This window comes from Frankia sp. BMG5.23, assembly GCF_000685765.2.
Lineage (GTDB): Bacteria > Actinomycetota > Actinomycetes > Frankiales > Frankiaceae > Frankia > Frankia casuarinae.
This window is the reverse complement of the sequence record NZ_JDWE01000019.1, coordinates 1-18,289: the sequence shown is the minus strand read 5'-3', so window position 1 is coordinate 18,289 and position 18,289 is coordinate 1. Positions and strand designations below refer to the sequence as shown.

Sequence of the window (18,289 nt, the reverse complement as noted above, 5' to 3'; positions counted from 1 at the left end):
TGGCCGTGCCTGGGGCGCACTCCCCGGTGACGGTGGCGGGACCGCACCGGATTCGCACCGGATTCGCACCGGACTTCCTCGCCGTTCGCCGCTCGTGGCCCCGTCACGATCGCAGAGAGGTGGGCGGTGTTGTCAAGCACTCCGCTGTCGTCGTGACAAAGAAACGATCAACCGGCATCGCCCGAGTCCGGCACGTATGCTCCGCCGGTGCCCACCAGTCCGCGGGAGCGTGTCCGCGACGCCTGCCCCGGTGTGCTGACGACGCATCCGGCCGCGGACGGCGCGCTCGCGCGGCTGCGGCTGCCCGGGGGCCGGCTGACCGCCGCCGCGGCGAAGACCCTCGCCGGCTGCGCGCGGGAGTTCGCCGACGGCCACCTTGAGCTCACCTCCCGGGCGAACGTGCAGCTACGCGGCCTGGCCGACGGCACGGCCGAGGAGCTCGCCGCCCGGGTGAGCGCGGTTGGCCTGCTGCCCTCGACGACGCACGAGCGGGTCCGCAACATCGTGGGCTCGCCGCTGTCCGGACGCGGCGAGGCCGGCTGCCGGGACATCGCGCCGGTCGTCGCCGAGCTGGACCGCCGGCTGTGCGCGGATCCGGCTCTCGCCGCGCTGCCCGGCCGGCTGCTGTTCGCCGTCGACGACGGCAGCGGGGACCTGGCCGGGCTGCCCGCGGACCTCGCGCTGCGCGCCCTGCCTTCCGGGGAGATGCTGCTGGCCGTCGCGGGCGCGACCCGCGCGCTGCGGTTGCCCGTCCACGTCGCCGTACCCGCGCTCCTCGCCGCGACGGCCTGGCGGATCGCCGAGTTGCCGGGCGGACCGGGCGGACAGGACGGCCTGCTCGCGGCTGCCGCGACCGAGGCCGGGGTCGTTGGGATCGTCCAGGCCGCTGGAATCGCTCAGGCTGCTGGGAGCGCCACCGTTCGGGCCGGCGCGTGGCCCGGTCCGCATCCGCAGCGTGATGGCCGCCGGGCGTTGACCGTGCTCGTCCCCCTGGGGCGGCTGAGCGCCGACCAGCTCGACCTGCTCACCGCCGCCGCGGCGGCCGGTGGTGGTGACGGTGCTGGCGGAGCGGGCGATGCCGAAGACGGCGTCCTGGTTGTGACGCCGTGGCGGTCCGTCGTGCTCCGCGATCTCGACCCGGCCGAGGCTACCCGGTGGTCGAGGGCGGCGGCGGACGCGGGCCTGGTCGTCGATCCGGCATCATCCTGGGTCGGCGTGACGAGCTGTGCCGGTCGGCCGGGATGCGCCCGGGCGTTGGCGGATGTCCGCCGCGACGCGGCGGTGTCCGTGCGGATCCGAGCTGACGACCCGTCGGCGCCGACGCACCCGGCCGGGAGGCCGCGAGCCCTCCCACCCGTCCCGGTTGGCCCGGCCCTCGCGCCGGTGCACTGGTCGGGTTGCGAGCGGCGCTGCGGGCAACCGGGAGGACGGGTGGTGGAGGTTGTGGCGACCGGGTCCGGCTACCGGATCCGTCGGACGGGTCTCGGAGCCGCCGCCGTCGCATCCGTCGGAGCGGATGGCGGTGAGGCGACGGTCGTGTCGTCGAGCCCCGTCGACGGTCACCGGGACCTGGCCGCGGCCGTCAGGTCGGCGAGGAGGCTGGCATGAACGGCGCATCAGACATGAGCGGTGTGCAACGTTACGACTACGTTCGCGACGGCGCGGAGATCTACCGTCGGTCGTTCGCGACGATCCGGGCCGAGGCGCGTCTCGATCGACTGCCCGGTGACGTCGCCCGGGTCGCGGTCCGCATGATCCACTCCTGTGGAATGGTGGATCTCGTCGACGATCTCGCTTTCACCCCCGGCGTGGTCGCGGCGGCGCGCGCGGCGTTGCTGGCCGGCGCCCCGGTGCTCTGTGACGCGCAGATGGTGGCGGCCGGTGTGACCCGCCGTCGGCTGCCCGCCGCGAACGAGATTCTCTGCCTGCTCGGTGATCCCCGGGTGCCGCGGCTCGCCGAGCGGCTGGGCACCACCCGCAGCGCCGCGGCGGTGGATCTGTGGGCGGATCGACTCGCCGGCTCCGTGGTGGCGGTCGGGAACGCTCCGACAGCGCTGTTCCGCCTGCTGGAACTCGTCGCGGCCGGAGCCGGGCGACCGGCGGCGGTGCTCGGCGTGCCCGTGGGGTTCATCGGCGCCGCGGAGTCCAAGCAGGCCCTCGTGGATGATCCGGCCCGGTTGGAGTATCTCGTCGTGCACGGTCGGCGGGGCGGCAGCGCGATGGCGGTCGCCGCGGTCAACGCGATCGCGAGCGAGGAGGATTAATGGTGCCGTCGAAGGGCCGGCTGTGGGGAGTCGGGGTTGGACCGGGGGATCCCGAGCTCGTCACCCTCAAGGCGGCCCGCCTGATCCGTGACGCCGACGTGATCGCCTACCACAGCGCCCGGCACGGCCGCAGCATCGCCCGGTCGGTCGCCGCGAGCCAGCTGCGCGGCGACCAGATCGAGGAGGCGCTGGTCTACCCGGTCACCACCGAGACGACCTCCCACCCCGGTGGCTACCGCGGCGCGATCGACGAGTTCTACGAGGACTGCGCCAAGCGGCTGGCCGTCCACCTCGACGCCGGCCGGGACGTCGTGGTCCTCAGCGAGGGTGACCCGTTCTTCTACGGCTCGTTCATCCACCTGCACCGGCGCCTCGCCGACCGGTACCCGACCGAGGTCGTGCCGGGGGTGACGTCCCTGTCGGCGGGGTGCGCGGTGCTCGGCCGGCCGCTGGTCGAGGGCAACGAAGTCCTCACCGTGCTGCCGGGCACGCTGCCGCCGACGGTCCTCGCCGAGCGTATCGCCGGCACGGACACCGCCGTCGTGCTCAAGATGGGACGGACCTTCCCGGGGGTCCGGGACGCCTTCACCGCCGCGGGACGTCTCGCGGACACCTGGTACGTGGAACGGGCCACCACCTCCGGCCAGCGCATCGCCCCGCTCGGTGCGGTAGACCCGGCCACGGTGCCGTACTTCTCGCTCGCGGTACTGCCGAGCCCGGTCCGGGGGCCGGACGATCCGGCGCCGCTGCGCGCGTCGCAGGCGGGCTGGGTACCAACGGCGCCCACCGTTGGTAAGGCTGGCGCCGTTGGTACCGGCGGCACGCCCGGCGCGGGGGAGGTCGTCGTGGTGGGCCTCGGACCGGGCGCCGCGGGCTGGTTGACGCCGCAGGCCGCCGAGGCGCTGGCCGCCGCCGACGACCTCATCGGCTACGGCCCCTACCTCGACCGGGTGCCGGTCGATCCACGCCAGCGCCGGCACGCCTCGGGGAACACCGTCGAGGCCGAGCGCGCCGAGCTCGCCCTCGAACTGGCGGCCGGCGGCGCGAACGTCGCCGTGGTCTCCTCCGGTGATCCCGGGGTCTTCGCGATGGCCACGGCCGTCGTCGAGGCCGCGGCGGCGGAGCGGTTCGCGGGCGTCGAGGTGCGGGTCGTGCCCGGGCTGACCGCCGCGCAGGCGGTGGCGAGCCGGGTCGGGGCGCCACTCGGCCACGACTTCTGCGTGCTGTCGCTGTCCGACCGACTCAAGCCGTGGGAGGTCATCGAGCGGCGGCTGCGGGCGGCGGCCGCGGGCGACTTCGTCCTGGCGCTGTACAACCCGGCTTCCCGTACCCGTCGCCATCAGCTGGAGCGGGCCCACGAGGTGCTGCTCGAACACCGCCCCTCGGACACGGTGGTGGTTATCGGCCGGGATGTCGGCGGTCCCACCGAGAGCATCACCGTGACGAGCCTCGGTGCGTTCGACCCGGCCGAGGTCGACATGCGCTGCCTGCTGCTCATCGGCTCGTCGACGACCCGGGTGGTGCGCCGTGGCCCCGGCCGGGACCTCGTGTTCACCCCACGTCGTTACCCGGTCACCTAGCCTCCGGTCACCTAGCCTCCGGTCACCTGGGCCCCGGTCACCTGGGCCCCGGTCACCTGGGCCATGGTGGTGCGACCCAGGCCACGGCGGCGTCGACATCGTCGACCGCGGCCACCCCGGGTGGCAGCGGCGGGCGGTCGACCATGACGACCGGCAGACCGAGGTCCCGGGCGGCGGCGAGCTTCGCCGCGGTCATCGTTCCGCCACTGTTCTTGGTCACGAGGACGTCGACGCGGTGCCGGCGCAGCAGGGCGGTCTCCCCGGCGACGTCGAACGGCCCACGATCGAGGATGACGGTCAGTCGTGGCGGTACCGGGCCGGTCGGCGGCTCGACCGACCGGGCCAGGAACCAGGGCCGGTGCAGGCCGGCGAACAGGGCGAGGTCGGTTCGCCCGGTGGTCAGGAACACCCGTGGGGCTGGATCGGAATGCGGGCGCGGTCCGGGTAGGACGAACCGGTCGAGCAGGGCGACCGCGCCGGCCAGCGACGGGACCCGGCGCCAGTCGTCGCCGGGCTGCTCGCGCCAGCTCGACCGGCGCAGGACGAGCAGCGGAACGCCGGTGGCGCGCGCGGCCTGTGCGGCGTGCGTGGTCATCGTCGCGGCGAACGGGTGGGTCGCGTCGACCACCGCATCGATCCGTTCGGCCCGCAGGTAGTCGGCCAGGCCCGCCGCCCCGCCGAAGCCGCCGATCCGGATTTGGCAAGACGGTGGCAGCGCAGGCTCGCGGACTCGACCGGCCAACGAGTAGACGATCTCGATGCGTTCCGTGCCGGCGGGATCCGGGGAGCCGAGCCTGGTCGCCAGGCGGCGCGCCTCCCCGGTTCCGCCGAGCAGCAGCAGGCGGCGTGCCCCGGTCACCGAGCCCCGGGGGCGCCCGGTCACCGAGCCCGAGGGGCGGGATCCGGGCCACACGGCGCGGCGTTTGCCGGGGAGGCCTGGGAAACCGGGGAGGCCGGGGGAACGGACGACACGCATCCGTCCGGTCCGAAGCGTTCCCGGGAGTACAGGTAGCTGTCCCGGAAACCCTCCGCGGCCAGGGCGCGACCCACGATGATCACGGCCGTCCTGGTGAGCCCCGCGGCCCGCGCCCGACCGGCGATGTCGGCGAGCGTGCCGCGCAACACGATCTCGTCGGCCCGGCTGGCCCAGGCGACGACGGCTGCCGGGCAGTCCGTACCGTAGTTCGGCACGAGCTCGGCGACGAGCGTCTCGATACGGTGCACGGCCAGGTGCAGCACGAGGGTCGCCCCCGACCGGCCGAGGGTGGCGAGGTCCTCGCCGGGCGGCATGGGACTGGACAGCACGGCCGTGCGGGTCAGCACCACGCTCTGGGCGACGCCGGGAACCGTCAGCTCCCGGCGCAGCGACGCCGCCGCCGCGGCGAAGGCGGGGACACCCGGCGTCACGTCGTAGGCGATCCCGGCCGCGTCGAGCCGGCGCATCTGCTCGGCGACGGCGCTGTAGAGCGACGGGTCGCCGGAGTGCAGGCGGGCGACGTCGTGACCGGCGGCGTCGGCCGCGACCAGCTCCGCGACGATGTCGTCCAACGGCATCCGGGCGGTGTCGACGAGACGGGCCCCGGGCGGGCAGTGTGCCAGCAGCTCGACCGGGACGAGACTGCCGGCGTACAGGCAGACCGGGCAGGATGCGATCAGATTCCGGCCGCGGACGGTGATGAGGTCGGCGGCGCCCGGTCCGGCCCCGATGAAGTGCACGGTCACGCCGGCCCCCGCCGGTTGTCTCCGGGCAGCTGGACGTCTCCGGGCAGCTCGGCGGCGGGGGCGGCGGACGCTCGGCGCATGCTGCTGGGCACAACCGGGCACGCTAGCAGGACGCCGGCGGCGGCGAGCCCCCTCGGGGACGCTCCGGCACGGGCGTCGCTGGGCGTCGCGATCCGGCTGCTCGCGCACTGACGGGAAGCCGGACACCGCCCTCCGGAACGTCAGAGAGACCGCGGCCGCCGCGCCGCCACCCCCTCACCGGTTGCGGCGTGGGCCGTGGCCGCAGGCCGTGACCTGCGCCGCGGCCTCGTCCCTGCCAGCGGACGCCGGCTCGGTCCGCACCGGGTCACCCGGCGACGGGCCGGGCTGCGACGGGTTGGTCGGTGTGCCGTCCTCGTCGGAGCCGGCCCGCGCGACGGTGGCCGGGGTGCCGGTGTACAGCGGCGGTAGGGTGGTCAGCCCCCGAACCGTCGCGGGCCGGAAGATCCGTCGTTTCCGCCACACGAACAGTCCGGCCGCGATGGCCAGGACACCGCGGCCGTTGATTGTGTAGAGCGCGATCCCGCCTTCGTACTGCAGGATCGCGGCCACCAGCGCCAGCAGGCCCAGGAGAGCCGCTGGATGGCGACATTCGCGCAGCGCGTACTCCAGTCGGACGAGGACGAATCCTGCCAGAGCCGCGAGGGTCACCATCCACGGCGGACCGCCGATGGGCAGCAGCTCACCGAGCTGGGTGGGCAGGCGGTCGAACGCGTTGGTGATCCCGTAGGTGTCGGACAGGCGCGTCTTGAGGGAACGCGACTCCAGGTCGGAATTCAGTTTGTCGGGATTGAGAAAACGCGGGACGGCGATGTTGACGTCGTTCCACAGGGTTACCGGACCGATGGGCGGAGAACCGTCGCGGAGCCGTCGCAGGATTATCGACGGGTAGGAGTTCCCGTCCAGGCGGACCCCGAGGTCTCCCACCTCGCCCGGGTTTATCCCGCCTTCCAGATGGGTCAGACCGGAGGCCAGGGCCTGCAGGCGCTGCCCGGGACCCACGCTGTACCCGAACACCTGCCGGCCCGCGTCCGCGCGTGCCCCGTAGATGACGACGTAGGCCAGAACCACGAGCGCGACGACCGAGACGAGCTGCCGTCGGCGTATGGGAATCCCGACGATGGACAGTAGGTAGATCACCGCGCCCGCGGCTATCGCCACCGGCAGCCGCTGCCCCGCCAGTGTGTGCAACGTACACTGGACGCCGAGCACCGGGAGGAATCCGCGGCCCTTCGTCCGCACGAGCACGGCGAAGCTTCCCAGGGCGAGGCCGACGACCAGGAACTGCGTCGCGAAGCCGCTGACGAGGTAGGGACTGCCGGTGACCGTCGAGGGGTCCGCGTGGCCGGGCGAGGTGTTCCTGCCGACCGCTGTCACGGCCACCGCAGCCAGGGCCAGCGGAGTCAGGACCCGCCAGTCGAAGAAGTCCAAGACTTCCTCCCGGCGGAAACCGGTGGACGGCGGCGTGCGCGGGGTCGCGAAGCGATAACCGAAAGCGAACGCGAGCAGGGAGAACCCGACCAGAACGGTGTAGGCCGCGACGTCGGACTCCGTGGTCAACAGCCGGTTGTCACTGTAGGACGGCACCAGGACCTGCAGGACCTCCGTCACCCCGTGGTAGACGATGGCGGCACCGACGAACATCAGCCCGAGACTGGACACGGCGTGCCGGCCCCGACCGCGAACCACCACGACCAAGGCGAGCCCCTGCAGCAGCAGACCCAGCGCTAGCGTGGCCGACACTCCGCACCTCCGCCCGTCGTGCCGGGTGCTCTCCGGGGGAGCCCCGGTCCGATGGTGACCGGCCCGGGCGACCCGAACCGCGCCATCCTTCCCGCATGGTGAACAGGCTTGATAAATCCGTTTACAGACGATTTCTGAACGGCCGCCGTTGCACGTCTGCTTCCGGCGTTGGGCTGAAGACCGTCGACCGGATAGCTCCGCGTGCTGCCCATGAACATCTCCGGACCGATCTCTACCAGGCCGCAGCCCAGATCTTCGTCGACCTCGTGGAGTACACCGACTCCCCACGGGCCTGAGCCGGGCCGGTGGTGGACGGGCCGGGTCACGACGCCGCGGGTGGGGGGGCCTCGCGGTTGGCGCCCCGCAGCGCCAGCGTCATGATCCTGCGTTCCGGGGGTTGCTCCGGAATGGCCGCGGCGGTGTCGGTTGTTCGGTCGGGACGGTCGGGACGGTCGGGACGGTCGAATCTGTCGGGACGTTCGAAGGGGATGGGCTCGCGCACCGGCATCGCCGCGTCCCCCCGGACGACGACGAGCCCGTCCAGTACCTCCTCCAGCAGCGGCGCCGCCGTCACGTCGACCGCGGCCGCACCGGTGATGACCGCACAGAGGATCCACCGCGGCCCCTCGATGCCGAAGATGCGGGCGGGCAGGCGGCCGACGGCCGTGTCGAGCGGCATGCGCAGCTCGGGGCCGTAGGGCCCGTCCTCGTCGTTCCATTCCGTGTCCTCCGGTGCCGAGAGCACCAGGTCCTCGCGGATCGACGCCCACAGGCCGCCGCTGCGCGGGGCGGCGAGGACGGACAGCTCCAGGACGGATGTCCCGTCCATCGCGGCCAGGGTGGGCATCGGCCCGGAGGCCGAGACCCGGATCCGGGTGCCGTTCACCCGCGGCACCACGAGAGCTCCGAAATCCGCTCGCGCCCGGCCGTCATCGGGCGCGTCCACCGCGTCGAACGGACCCCGGCCCAGCCGGGCGCCCCCGCTCGTCGTGGCGCTGGTTCCCGTGGCACCGGTTCCCGTTTCACCGGGCTTCCTCGCGTCACCGTCGCCCTTACCGGCCGCGGTACCGGCCCCGGTACCGGCCCCGGTGCCGGCATGGTCGTCCGGCTCCGGCTGCGCCGACTTTCGGCGCCGACGGTGGATGAGTAGCCCTCCTAGCATCCTGACCACCTCCCAGGAAGAAGCTTGGAGTGGCTGATGGATTACTTAAGGTAGGCGCGCCGCTGGTGGGGCCGGGAGATTCCCCGGGAGGTTGGCCGGGCCGCAACGTCCTCGGATCGGCCCTGATGGAGGCACGCGACAGGTCGCGGGCGGTGTACGGCCCCCGCGATGTGCCCGAGTAAATCGCGCAACGGGATGGCCGGGCGCTGAGTTGTCCGGGACCATCGGACAGGTGTCAGTTCCACATCAGAAGGCGTCGCTGCCTAAGTCCTGGATGGTCTCCGAGTCACTGAGCGGAGGGATGAAGCTCCCTTTCGTTGTCGGCCTGGACGACTCGGACACGCCCTACGACGTCGTCGACGCACTCGCCCTGGCTCCTTTCACAACCGGTGAGCAGCCCTGGGCCCGCAGTGCCCGGGTCGACCGGCTCCGGCCGGGAGCCACGCTGCTGCCGTCAGGGGCAAGGGTCCTGCGCGCGGTTGTCGAGGAGTCCCGCGATTCACGTCTCGCGGTCGGCGAGGGCTGGACAGTGCGAGCCGTGCGCTGGCGCGGCGGGGGTGGTGAGGTGACCGTCACCGCGGTGAGCGAACAGCTCGCCCGGGTGGTGATCGAGGACGTGCTCCGCTCGTCCGTCGCCGAGAGCGGTGCGGACAACGCCGTCAACATGGGTTTCTGGTATCTGTCCAGTCAACGTGGTCCGATCCGGACCAGCCGCCGGACGGCCACCACGACGTGGGCTTCGATCCGCGCCAACTACGCGTCGGCCGCCGTGGGCCCGCTCGACCGGCTCATGGCGGTTCGCCGGGACAACGTGGTCGGCCGCCTGATCCTCCTGCATGGTCCGGCGGGAACCGGGAAGACGACCGTGCTGCGGGCCCTGGCGAACGAATGGCGATCCTGGTGCCAGGTCGACTGCGTCCTGGATCCCGAGGCGCTGTTCGCCGATCCCGCCTACCTGATGGAGGTCGCGATCGGCTTCGACGACGACGGGGACCCGGAGGGGGAGAGCGCCGACGCCCGCGGCGCCGACGGCGGGGGTACCGACGGCGGGGGTACCGACGGCGGGGGTACCGACGGCGGGGGTACCGACGGCGGGATCGCGTGGGCCGGGGATGCGGACAGCGGCGATGCCGGGTCCGGGGATGCGGACAGTCATGGTGCCCAGGCCGCGGCGACCGACCGCATGGGCGAGCCACCCGCCCACCGGTGGCGGCTGCTGGTGATCGAGGACTGCGACGACCTGATCCGTGGGGACGGCCGGGGTGCGGCTGGCCAGCAGCTCTCTCGACTGCTGAACCTCACCGATGGTCTGGTCGGGCAGGGCCGCGAGGTGTTGGTCGCCCTGACCACGAACGAGGATCTGCTGCGCATGCATCCCGCGGTTGTCCGTCCCGGCCGCTGTCTTGCCCAGATCGAGGTGGGAGCCCTGCCACACACCGAGGCGGTGTCCTGGCTGGGCTCCGCGGAGGGAGTCCGGTCGAGCATGACGCTGGCGGAGCTGTTCGCCCTGCGGGACGGCCGGGGCCTGCCGCGGCCCACCACCACGGACGCCCGCCACGGCATGTACCTGTGACGGCTGCGCGCCGTACTCCCGATTCGGGCCCGCCTGGCCGGGAGCGGGCCGGGTAGTCCCGCCGGCCCGACGGCGCCGCGCCCTGCGCGGTGCCGTCGGGTGGCCGGACCGTCCCGGTCGGACGCCACCGGTCAGGCATCGCTAAAGTTAGCCACCGGGGAGCAACCGGTGTATTTCGGATCGCCGGATCCTGGTCTTGGTCTCGGTCGTGGGTGAATGTCGGTGAAGGGGTGAATGTCGGTGAAGGGGTGAAGGTCCGGCAACGGCAACGGGGATCGGCCGTCTGCCCGACGGTCCCCGCCGCCGTCTGCCTTGACGACGAGGTTAGCGGTCGTTAACTTGGGGGCGTTGTTTCGGGGCCCGACGTCCACTCGTGGGGGTGACTGTGAGCGCAGCACGCGCCGGAACCATCGCGGGTCGGCGGTCCGACGAGGTCCGGCGGTCCTCGGCCATGCCGGTCCTGACCAGTCGGGTCGATGCCGCGGGTGAACAGGGACGGCGCAATGCCGAGAGGCATTGGCACGCTGTGACCGATCTCCAGGAGCGGTTGGCGGTGGCGGCGGTCGGCGGGTCGGAGCAGGCGCGGTCCCGCCACGTGGCTCGCGGCAAACTCCTGCCCCGCGACCGGGTCGACACGCTGCTCGACCGGGGGAGTCCTTTTCTGGAGCTCTCCCCGCTCGCCGCGAACGGCTTTTACGAGGATCCGGTTCCGGGGGCGGGCATCATCACCGGCATTGGCCGGATCTCGGGTCGGGAATGCATGGTAGTCGCCAACGATGCCACGGTCAAGGGTGGCACCTACTATCCGTTGACCGTGAAGAAGCATCTGCGCGCCCAGGAGGTGGCGCTACAGAATCGGCTGCCCTGTGTCTATCTGGTCGACTCTGGGGGAGCGTTTCTTCCGCTGCAGGACCAGGTCTTCCCGGATCGGGAGCATTTCGGGCGGATCTTCTTCAACCAGGCCCGGATGTCCTCGCTGGGAATCTCCCAGATCGCGGCGGTGCTCGGTTCGTGCACGGCGGGCGGCGCGTACGTTCCCGCGATGGCCGACGAGGCGGTGATAGTCAGGAATCAGGGGACGATCTTCCTCGGTGGTCCGCCGCTCGTGAAGGCCGCGACCGGCGAGGTGGTGTCGGCCGAGGATCTCGGCGGCGGGCTGCTGCACTCCCGCACCTCCGGGGTGACCGACCACCTGGCCGAGGACGACGCCCATGCGCTGCGGATTGTGCGCTCCATCGTCGCGGGCCTCGCGCCGCGCGGGCCGCGGCCGTGGGAACTGGAGCCGACCGAGGCACCGACGGTCGACCCGGCCGGGCTGTACGCCGCGGTACCGACGGACGGGCGTACCCCCTATGACGTGCGAGAGGTGATCGCGCGCATCGTTGACGGCAGCCGTTTCGCGGAGTTCAAGAAGGAGTACGGAACGACGCTGGTCACTGGGACCGCCCGCCTCCATGGCCATCCCGTGGGGATCGTCGCGAACAACGGGGTGCTCTTCGGCGAGTCGGCGCTGAAGGGCACCCATTTCATCGAGCTCTGCGATCAGCGCGGTATCCCGTTGGTGTTCCTGCAGAACATCACCGGTTTCATGGTGGGTCGGGAGTACGAGGCCGGCGGCATCGCGAAGCATGGCGCGAAGATGGTTAACGCGGTTGCCTGTGCCCGGGTGCCGAAGTTCACCGTGGTGATCGGCGGTTCGTTCGGCGCGGGTAACTACTCGATGTGCGGCCGGGCATTCTCGCCCCACTTTCTGTGGATGTGGCCGAATGCCTGCGTCTCGGTGATGGGCGGGGAGCAGGCGGCGGCGGTGCTGGCGACCGTGCGCCGGGACCAGATGGAAGCCGCGGGGGTCGCCTGGAGCGAGGCCGACGAGGTCGCCTTCCGGGCGCCGATCCTGAATCGGTACGCGGAGCAGGGCAGCCCGTACTATTCGACCGCTCGGCTGTGGGACGACGGTGTCATCGATCCGGCCGACACCCGTATGGTGCTGGGCCTGGGCCTGTCGGTGGCGGCGAACGCTCCGCTGGAACCGGTGGGCTACGGCGTCTTCCGGATGTGAGGGGGACATCCTGGCGTGCGGAAACATCCGATGTGAGGAAACCAATCGTGAGGATCAAGGGTGTCCACGGCTGATCTGTCCGCCACGAATCACGCAGGCGGCGATCCCGGCATCGCGGGTTCCGCCGGTTCCGCCGGTCACGGCGGCGGTGCCGGCCACGGTCCGGATGGCCATTCCACGCCGGCCCGGCCGGCGGGCGTCGTGCCGCCGAGGGCACCGGGAACGTCGGGTCTGACGTTCTCGTCGGTGCTCGTCGCGAACCGGGGTGAAATCGCCGTCCGGGTGATCCGCACACTGCGCGATCTCGGTATCCGGTCCGTCGCCGTCTACTCAGACGCCGACGCTGGGGCGCGGCACGTCCGGGAGGCGGATGTCGCGGTGCGGCTGGGCCCGGCGCCCGCGAAGGAGAGCTACCTCAGCATCGAGGCCGTGCTGGAGGCGGCGAGGGTATCCGGGGCGGAGGCCGTCCATCCCGGTTATGGCTTCCTCGCCGAGAACGCGGCCTTCGTACAGGCCTGTGAGACGGCCGGAGTGCTCTTCATCGGACCGTCGCTTGCCGCGGTGCAGGTGATGGGCGACAAGATCACCGCGCGGCGGACGGTGGCGGAGGTGGGGGTGCCGGTCGTGCCGGGCCGGTCGGCGCCGGGCATGAGCGATGCCGCGATCGCCGAGGCCGCCGGTCAGATCGGCTATCCGGTGCTGCTCAAACCCTCGGCAGGGGGTGGTGGCAAGGGGATGCGCATCGTCCGCGAGCCCGCCCGACTGCCGGAGGCGATCGCGTCGGCCCGCCGGGAGGCCGCCGCCGGCTTCGGGGACGACACCCTGTACGTGGAGCGGTTCATCACCCGTCCCCGCCACGTCGAGGTCCAGATCCTCGCCGACGAGCACGGCAGCGTGCTCCACCTGGGTGAGCGGGAGTGCAGCCTGCAACGGCGCTACCAGAAGATTGTTGAAGAGGCGCCGGCGCCGGCGCTCGACGCGCGGACCAGGGAGCGGCTCGGGGGGGCGGCGGTCGCCGTCGCCAGCGCCGTCGGCTACGTCGGAGCGGGCACGGTCGAGTTCATCCTGTCCGCCGACGCGCCGGATGAGTTTTACTTCATGGAGATGAACACCCGGCTCCAGGTCGAGCATCCGGTCACCGAGCTGGTGACGGGGGTGGACCTGGTCGCCGAGCAGATCCGGATCGCGGCCGGGGAGCCGTTGCGCTTCGGTCAGGCCGACATCCGCCTAACCGGGCACGCGGTGGAGGCGCGGATCTACGCCGAGGACCCCGGGCGGGGATTCCTGCCGACCGGCGGTAGGGTGCTGACTTTCCGGGAACCGGCCGGGCCGGCCATCCGCGTCGACGCCGGCATCGGGGCCGGGGACATCGTGAGCACCACGTATGATCCTATGCTGGCCAAGGTGATCGCCTGGGGCGCGGACCGCGCCGCCGCGATCGCCCGCCTCGACACCGCGCTCGCCGGCACGGTCCTGCTCGGGGTGACGACCAACATCGGCTTCCTGCGCTCGCTGCTCGCCCATCCGGACGTCGTCGCCGGGCGGCTCGACACCGGTCTCGTCGAACGTGATCTCGCCGCCCTCACCCAGGACGATCTGCCCGGCGAGGCGTTCCTCGGATACGCCCTGGCCAGGCTGCTGACGTTGCAACCGGCCGGTCCGGTGGTCGACCCGTGGGACATCCCCTCCGGATGGCGGCCCGGTGAGCCCGCGTGGCTGACCTGGGAGGTCGCCCTGCCCGGTGGGGCAGTACCGTCCGGCGGCCCCGACGGCGCCGAACCTGGTGGCAGCGCGCCACCCGAGATCGGGGCCGGGGTTGAGGGCGGGGCCGGGAACATCCACGGGGATGGGAACATCCACGGGGATGGGAACGGCCACGGGGATGGGGTGGAGCCGGGACGCGGGGAGCGGACGGTGTCAACGCTGCGGGTCGCGGCGCGCGGCACCCCCGACGCGGCCCGGGTCCGGATCGCCGACGGGCCGCCGGTCGCCGCATCGGTCAGTCAGCTCGGCGACGAGCTGCTCGTCACGATCGGTGCGGTCACCACCCGGTGGGCCTACGCGTGGGAGCCCGCCGACGGGATCCTCTGGCTTGGCCGCGACGGTGGGGCGTGGGGCCTGGCCGAGGTGATTCCGGTGGCGGGCACCGGGGCCGGGCCGGTGCCCGGCGGGCAGGCGCGTAGCCCCATGCCGGGCACGGTGACCGCGGTGTTGGTCGAACCGGGGATGACCGTGGCGGACGGGCAGTCGCTGGCCGTCGTCGAGGCCATGAAGATGGAGCACACCGTCTCGGCGACGGGCGCCGGGATCGTCAAGGAAGTACTCGTCCGGCCCGGCGACCTCGTCGCCCTGGACCAGCTGCTGGTGGTGATGTCCGTGGCGGGCCCGGCCGACCCCGACCCCGAATCCGGAGCAGTCGCTCCGGCGGGCCGGCGAAATGTGGAGGGTTGAGCATGGTTTGACGCCGTCGGACCGTGCTCAACCCTCCACAACTTTCCGTTGTCCTTTCCGTTGTCCGCGGCGGCCACCCTGGGTCGGTCGCCGGAGTCAGTGCAGGCCGGAAACGTCAATCCTTCTCTCAGCGCCCAGCCAGCCGCCGCAGGAGCGTCTTGCGGGCATCGGCCTCGGCCAGGTTGGACAGGTCGAGGTGGGCCGAGGAGGCCTGATCGAATGCGGCCGGCACGGCACAGGCCTCGACCAGGACGGTGACGAGTCTGCACGCGGACCCGGTCGGGTCATCCGCGTCCAGGGCCGCTCGCCCGGGTTGCGTCGGTCCCCGGCCGGGTGGATGTCCGTCCGAGGCAGGTCAGGGCGACGGCCAGCAGGGACAGCGGGATCTGGTCGCGCCACAGGTCGACCAGACCGGCCCGGCGTGCCCAGTCCTTCGCCGCCGATCGGACCCGGTCGATGAGCAGGAACAGCCACCGCGGCACGAGGTCTCCGTCCTGCTCCGGGTCGAGCAGCAGATCGATGACGGCGGTGCGTTGCGCCGCGGACAGCTCCGACAGTCTCCGGGCAAGGATGTGCAGGACCAGATGGACGGGATCCCGGGTGAGCACGGCGTCGGCCGCGTACCGCGACAGGTCGATCAGCTGATACGTCGTGTCGACGTTGCGCAGTGAGGACGGGATCAGGATGTTCTCGATGTGCAGGTCGCCGTGGGCCTTCCCGACGAAGGTCGGGATGCGAATACCGTCCGTGCGCGATGGATCCAGGACCAGTGCGAACGGGTTCGGCAGTGGGTTGTCCTCGCCTTCGGCGTCGATGGTGGGGCCGGGGTACGCAGCGGCGGTGCGCCGCGGGCGGTTGCCCGGGGCGAGCCGCTCGGCGAGCTGACGCGCAAGGATGGTCGGCACGTCCAGTGACGGCAGAAGGGCCGGCCCCACCCACTCATCGAGGACCACCCCGACCACCCCGAATCGTGAAGTACACCATGACCCGGGCTGGCAGCAGCCTGGTACGCCGTTCCTGCCGTTTCGTCTCCACCAGCGCTTCATCGACGAGATCCCGGGGAACGATTCTGGCGAGCACACCGATCGAAATACGGTCGGTCAGCCGCTCGCTGTCCACGGCTGGCAATTCCACCTCAACATCGAGGATTCAGCGACCCACCTCGGGGACGCCAACATCTCCGCCAACTTGATCATGGACAAGGCCGGGCACAAGTCGCTGCGCAGCGTGCAGCGCTACGTCAAGCCGGGCCTGGCCGCCGTGCACCAGGCCACCGAGGTGCTGTCCGGCCCGCGGCGCCGGGAGTAGCTCGGGATCAACGCAGGTTGGGCATATCCGCGCGGTCGTGCATCTGCTGGCCACCGCTCATCGAGGAGGGCCGGGACCTGTCCTCGATGAGCGGCATCCTGGCCGACAGCTCCTATCGTCTGTTGCCGGCCGGACGGCCGGGCCTCACGTCAGGTGCCGGGTGAAGAACCGGGCCGCAGCGTCCCCCGCGAACTGCGGGACGCCGGTGTGCCCGCCCAGATTGGCGTGCAGCGTCTTCTCCTTGGAGCCGAAGGCGTCGAACAGGTCCAGGGCCAGCTGCCGGTCGTTTCCTTCGTCGTCCCACTGCAGCAGGACGTGCAGCGGAATGGTGACCTGGCGGGCCTCCTCGAACATGGTGTGGGGCACGAAACTCCCGGCGAACAGAACGGCGGCCGAGATGCGCGGCTCGACCACCGCCAGCCGGATCCCGATGGCGATCACTCCCCCCGAGTACCCGACCGGGCCGCCGATCTCGGGCAGCGAAAGGAAGGCGTCCAGGGCGGCCTGCCATTCCGGGACCGCCTTTTCGACCAGCGGGAGGACGAGCCGGTCCACGATCTCCTCGTCGACCGGCTCGCCGGCCTTCAGCGCCCGGTGCAGGTCGACGCGGGCCTGCTCAGCGGTGGCGGAACGGGGCCGGTCACCGCTTCCGGGGAGCTCGATGGTGGCCGCGGCGAAGCCGTCCGCCGCGGAGCGCCGGGCCCGGGCCACCAGTCGGGGGTACATCTTGTGCAGTCCGCCGGGGTGACCGAGCAGGATCAGCGGGGCCGGTGCGGATGCGGATGCGGGAGTCCACAGGATGCCGGGGATCTCGCCGAGGGTGAATGCGCGTTCGAGGACACCGTCGTCGAGGCGCTGTTCAGACGTGAATCGCATGGTCGTGCCTTTCGGGAGTGCTTGTGAACGGCGCTCCCGGACGACCTATCGCCCGACCGTGACCCCGGAGGGGAGCACCCATGTCGATACTGCGTTCACGGGTACCACCTCCTCGTTCTTTCGCACGGCCTCCGGCAAGCTAGCAGTGGTCACCGTGATCCGCCAACAGGTTTTCCCAGAGGCTCCGTGGCCGGATGCCCCGGAGCCACTCGCAGCGCTCCGCCAGCCCGATGGCGCGGTGCGCGGTGGCGTCCCTCGACGACCTGGCGCAGATCATCGCCGGGTTGAGGCTGTCCGTGGGGGACCACACTGGCAGCGACCGTTGATCGGGTGGTCTGTAGTCGAGCGCTTCTTGGGTTAGCTGTCACGGTGCGTCACGCCGAGGGGCTCCTTGTTGTCAGGAGCGACGCTGTGACACGGGGGTTGTCAGGGGCCACCGGACAAGGCGTAGGAGTAGAGCAGGATCAGCGTCGCGGCGACTCGATCTAGCAGCGGAAGGTCGGTGTCGGTGACGGCGCGGCGGCGGGCGAGGAACTCCTCGGCATGCCAGGCATCTCGTACTCCAGTGACAGTGATCCTTACGTGGTCGCGGCACGGGCGACGGCCGACTGGTTGGCTCGGATCCGGGTTTGGAAGTGGTAGAGGCGGGCGCGTGCCTGGTGGCGACGACGCCAGTCCGACCACCATGTGATCATCGCTGCTGGGATAGCAGTCTGTCCGAACAGGGCGAGGACGTGCCGGATTTCGTTGGAACTGAACGGAATCATCTGCTCCTCCAACCAGTCCCGCAGCTCGGCGTTCGCGCCGTACACCTCGTCACCGGCGACCCAGCCCAGCTCCCGATGAGCCAGCCAGAACCGGCGGATCATGTCCAGGGCCAGCAGTGGTTTCGTCGCGAACCCCGCCGTCGGGGCACCCCCGCCGCGGCGCACCGATCCCGGTCCTCGGTCCAAACCGGCCTCCCACACCGCCACGTCCGACCCGGATACACTCCGCGCCGCGGCCACCGCGGATTCTTTGTTGGTTCTCACAAACTACGGAGGATCACAGGGTGGCCACCCCCGTTCGGACGCCACGCCGCCACCCCACACAGAGACCACACATCGGCCACTGTCACTGGAGTACTAGGCACGGTTGACGGTCTCCAGACCGCGCCCAACCCGCCACACTTGTCCGTCGCGACCATCCGTCGCGACGTCGGCCCCCGGCCGAGGCCGTGCTGCGGCGGGTCGTCGGACGTTGACGAGCGCGCAGGTATCGAGGCCACGGATGCCCACCCATGGCACAGTGGGAATCCGTGACAGGTGAACGTATGGCTACGGCCGGGTAGCAAGGACGATCAACCGCGCCGATGTAATGGCGTCGTAAGGTTTCCCTTGATAGCTGCCTCGGGTGTCAGTGATGCGAAAATCAGCATGAGTTATGTTGTTCCGCTCGCGGGGCGGCACGTCGTGTCACGGATCTCGATGCTCACGGGCAGCACGACCACTTCCGAGGCGTCCAGGTTCTGGG

At 71.5% G+C, this 18,289-nt stretch carries 12 protein-coding genes and 2 pseudogenes; 6 read left to right on the top strand and 8 right to left on the bottom strand.

Going from position 1 to position 18,289, the window contains the following annotated elements; all coding sequences use genetic code 11:
- The first annotated feature begins 207 nt into the window (after positions 1-207).
- From BMG523DRAFT_RS11005 to BMG523DRAFT_RS10995, 3 genes are read left to right on the top strand one after another with little or no spacing between them, the layout of a single operon-like run.
- A complete protein-coding gene (locus BMG523DRAFT_RS11005; protein WP_043591071.1) occupies positions 208-1,608 on the top strand; it encodes a nitrite reductase in 1,401 nt (466 codons plus the stop codon).
- The gene (locus tag BMG523DRAFT_RS11000) at positions 1,605-2,264 is read left to right on the top strand and encodes a precorrin-8X methylmutase (protein WP_051623831.1); all 660 of its coding nucleotides are present in this window, start codon (positions 1,605-1,607) and stop codon (positions 2,262-2,264) included. The genes BMG523DRAFT_RS11005 and BMG523DRAFT_RS11000 overlap by 4 nt, the downstream gene beginning before the upstream one ends.
- Entirely contained in the window at positions 2,264-3,844 is a 1,581-nt protein-coding gene (locus BMG523DRAFT_RS10995) for a precorrin-2 C(20)-methyltransferase (protein ID WP_023840482.1), read from the top strand. Before BMG523DRAFT_RS11000 ends, BMG523DRAFT_RS10995 begins: the two co-directional genes overlap by 1 nt.
- Before the next feature lie 52 nt (positions 3,845-3,896).
- Here the strand turns inward: BMG523DRAFT_RS10995 and BMG523DRAFT_RS10990 are convergent, their stop codons facing one another.
- The 4 genes from BMG523DRAFT_RS10990 to BMG523DRAFT_RS10970 form a co-directional block, all read right to left on the bottom strand.
- Entirely contained in the window at positions 3,897-4,703 is an 807-nt protein-coding gene (locus BMG523DRAFT_RS10990) for a cobalt-precorrin-6A reductase (RefSeq protein ID WP_011435961.1), read from the bottom strand.
- 20 nt (positions 4,704-4,723) lie between these two features.
- On the bottom strand, positions 4,724-5,566 hold the full coding sequence (cobM, locus tag BMG523DRAFT_RS10985) for a precorrin-4 C(11)-methyltransferase (protein ID WP_011435962.1): 843 nt from the start codon (positions 5,564-5,566) through the stop codon (positions 4,724-4,726).
- Positions 5,567-5,821: 255 nt separating this feature from the next.
- Positions 5,822-7,348, bottom strand: coding sequence for a hypothetical protein (locus BMG523DRAFT_RS10980; RefSeq protein ID WP_011435963.1), 1,527 nt, complete (start codon positions 7,346-7,348; stop codon positions 5,822-5,824).
- 322 nt (positions 7,349-7,670) lie between these two features.
- A complete protein-coding gene (locus BMG523DRAFT_RS10970) occupies positions 7,671-8,510 on the bottom strand; it encodes a DUF3710 domain-containing protein (RefSeq protein ID WP_134350938.1) in 840 nt (279 codons plus the stop codon).
- Between the two features lie 232 nt (positions 8,511-8,742).
- Here BMG523DRAFT_RS10970 and BMG523DRAFT_RS10965 point away from each other — a divergent pair, with 232 nt between their 5' ends.
- From BMG523DRAFT_RS10965 to BMG523DRAFT_RS10955, 3 genes are all read left to right on the top strand, one after another.
- Complete coding sequence (locus tag BMG523DRAFT_RS10965) at positions 8,743-10,083, top strand: DUF5925 domain-containing protein (protein WP_035941288.1); 1,341 nt, start codon at positions 8,743-8,745, stop codon at positions 10,081-10,083.
- A gap of 451 nt (positions 10,084-10,534) precedes the next feature.
- Positions 10,535-12,142 carry a carboxyl transferase domain-containing protein gene (locus BMG523DRAFT_RS10960; protein WP_023840478.1) on the top strand — a complete coding sequence of 536 codons (1,608 nt, stop codon included), beginning with the start codon at positions 10,535-10,537 and terminating at the stop codon, positions 12,140-12,142.
- Positions 12,143-12,343: 201 nt separating this feature from the next.
- Positions 12,344-14,593, top strand: coding sequence for a biotin carboxylase N-terminal domain-containing protein (locus BMG523DRAFT_RS10955; protein WP_235463081.1), 2,250 nt, complete (start codon positions 12,344-12,346; stop codon positions 14,591-14,593).
- Between the two features lie 284 nt (positions 14,594-14,877).
- Here BMG523DRAFT_RS10955 and BMG523DRAFT_RS10950 read toward each other — a convergent pair whose 3' ends face one another.
- The 4 genes and pseudogenes from BMG523DRAFT_RS10950 to BMG523DRAFT_RS10935 all read right to left on the bottom strand — a co-directional run.
- Positions 14,878-15,555, bottom strand: coding sequence for a hypothetical protein (locus BMG523DRAFT_RS10950; protein ID WP_235463066.1), 678 nt, complete (start codon positions 15,553-15,555; stop codon positions 14,878-14,880).
- A gap of 4 nt (positions 15,556-15,559) precedes the next feature.
- Positions 15,560-15,742: pseudogene (locus tag BMG523DRAFT_RS10945) on the bottom strand (transposase domain-containing protein); the annotation flags it as partial.
- Between the two features lie 303 nt (positions 15,743-16,045).
- Positions 16,046-16,777 carry a dienelactone hydrolase family protein gene (locus BMG523DRAFT_RS10940; protein WP_011435969.1) on the bottom strand — a complete coding sequence of 244 codons (732 nt, stop codon included), beginning with the start codon at positions 16,775-16,777 and terminating at the stop codon, positions 16,046-16,048.
- A gap of 578 nt (positions 16,778-17,355) precedes the next feature.
- Positions 17,356-17,729: pseudogene (locus BMG523DRAFT_RS10935) on the bottom strand (transposase); the annotation flags it as partial.
- Between the last annotated feature and the right edge of the window lie 560 nt (positions 17,730-18,289).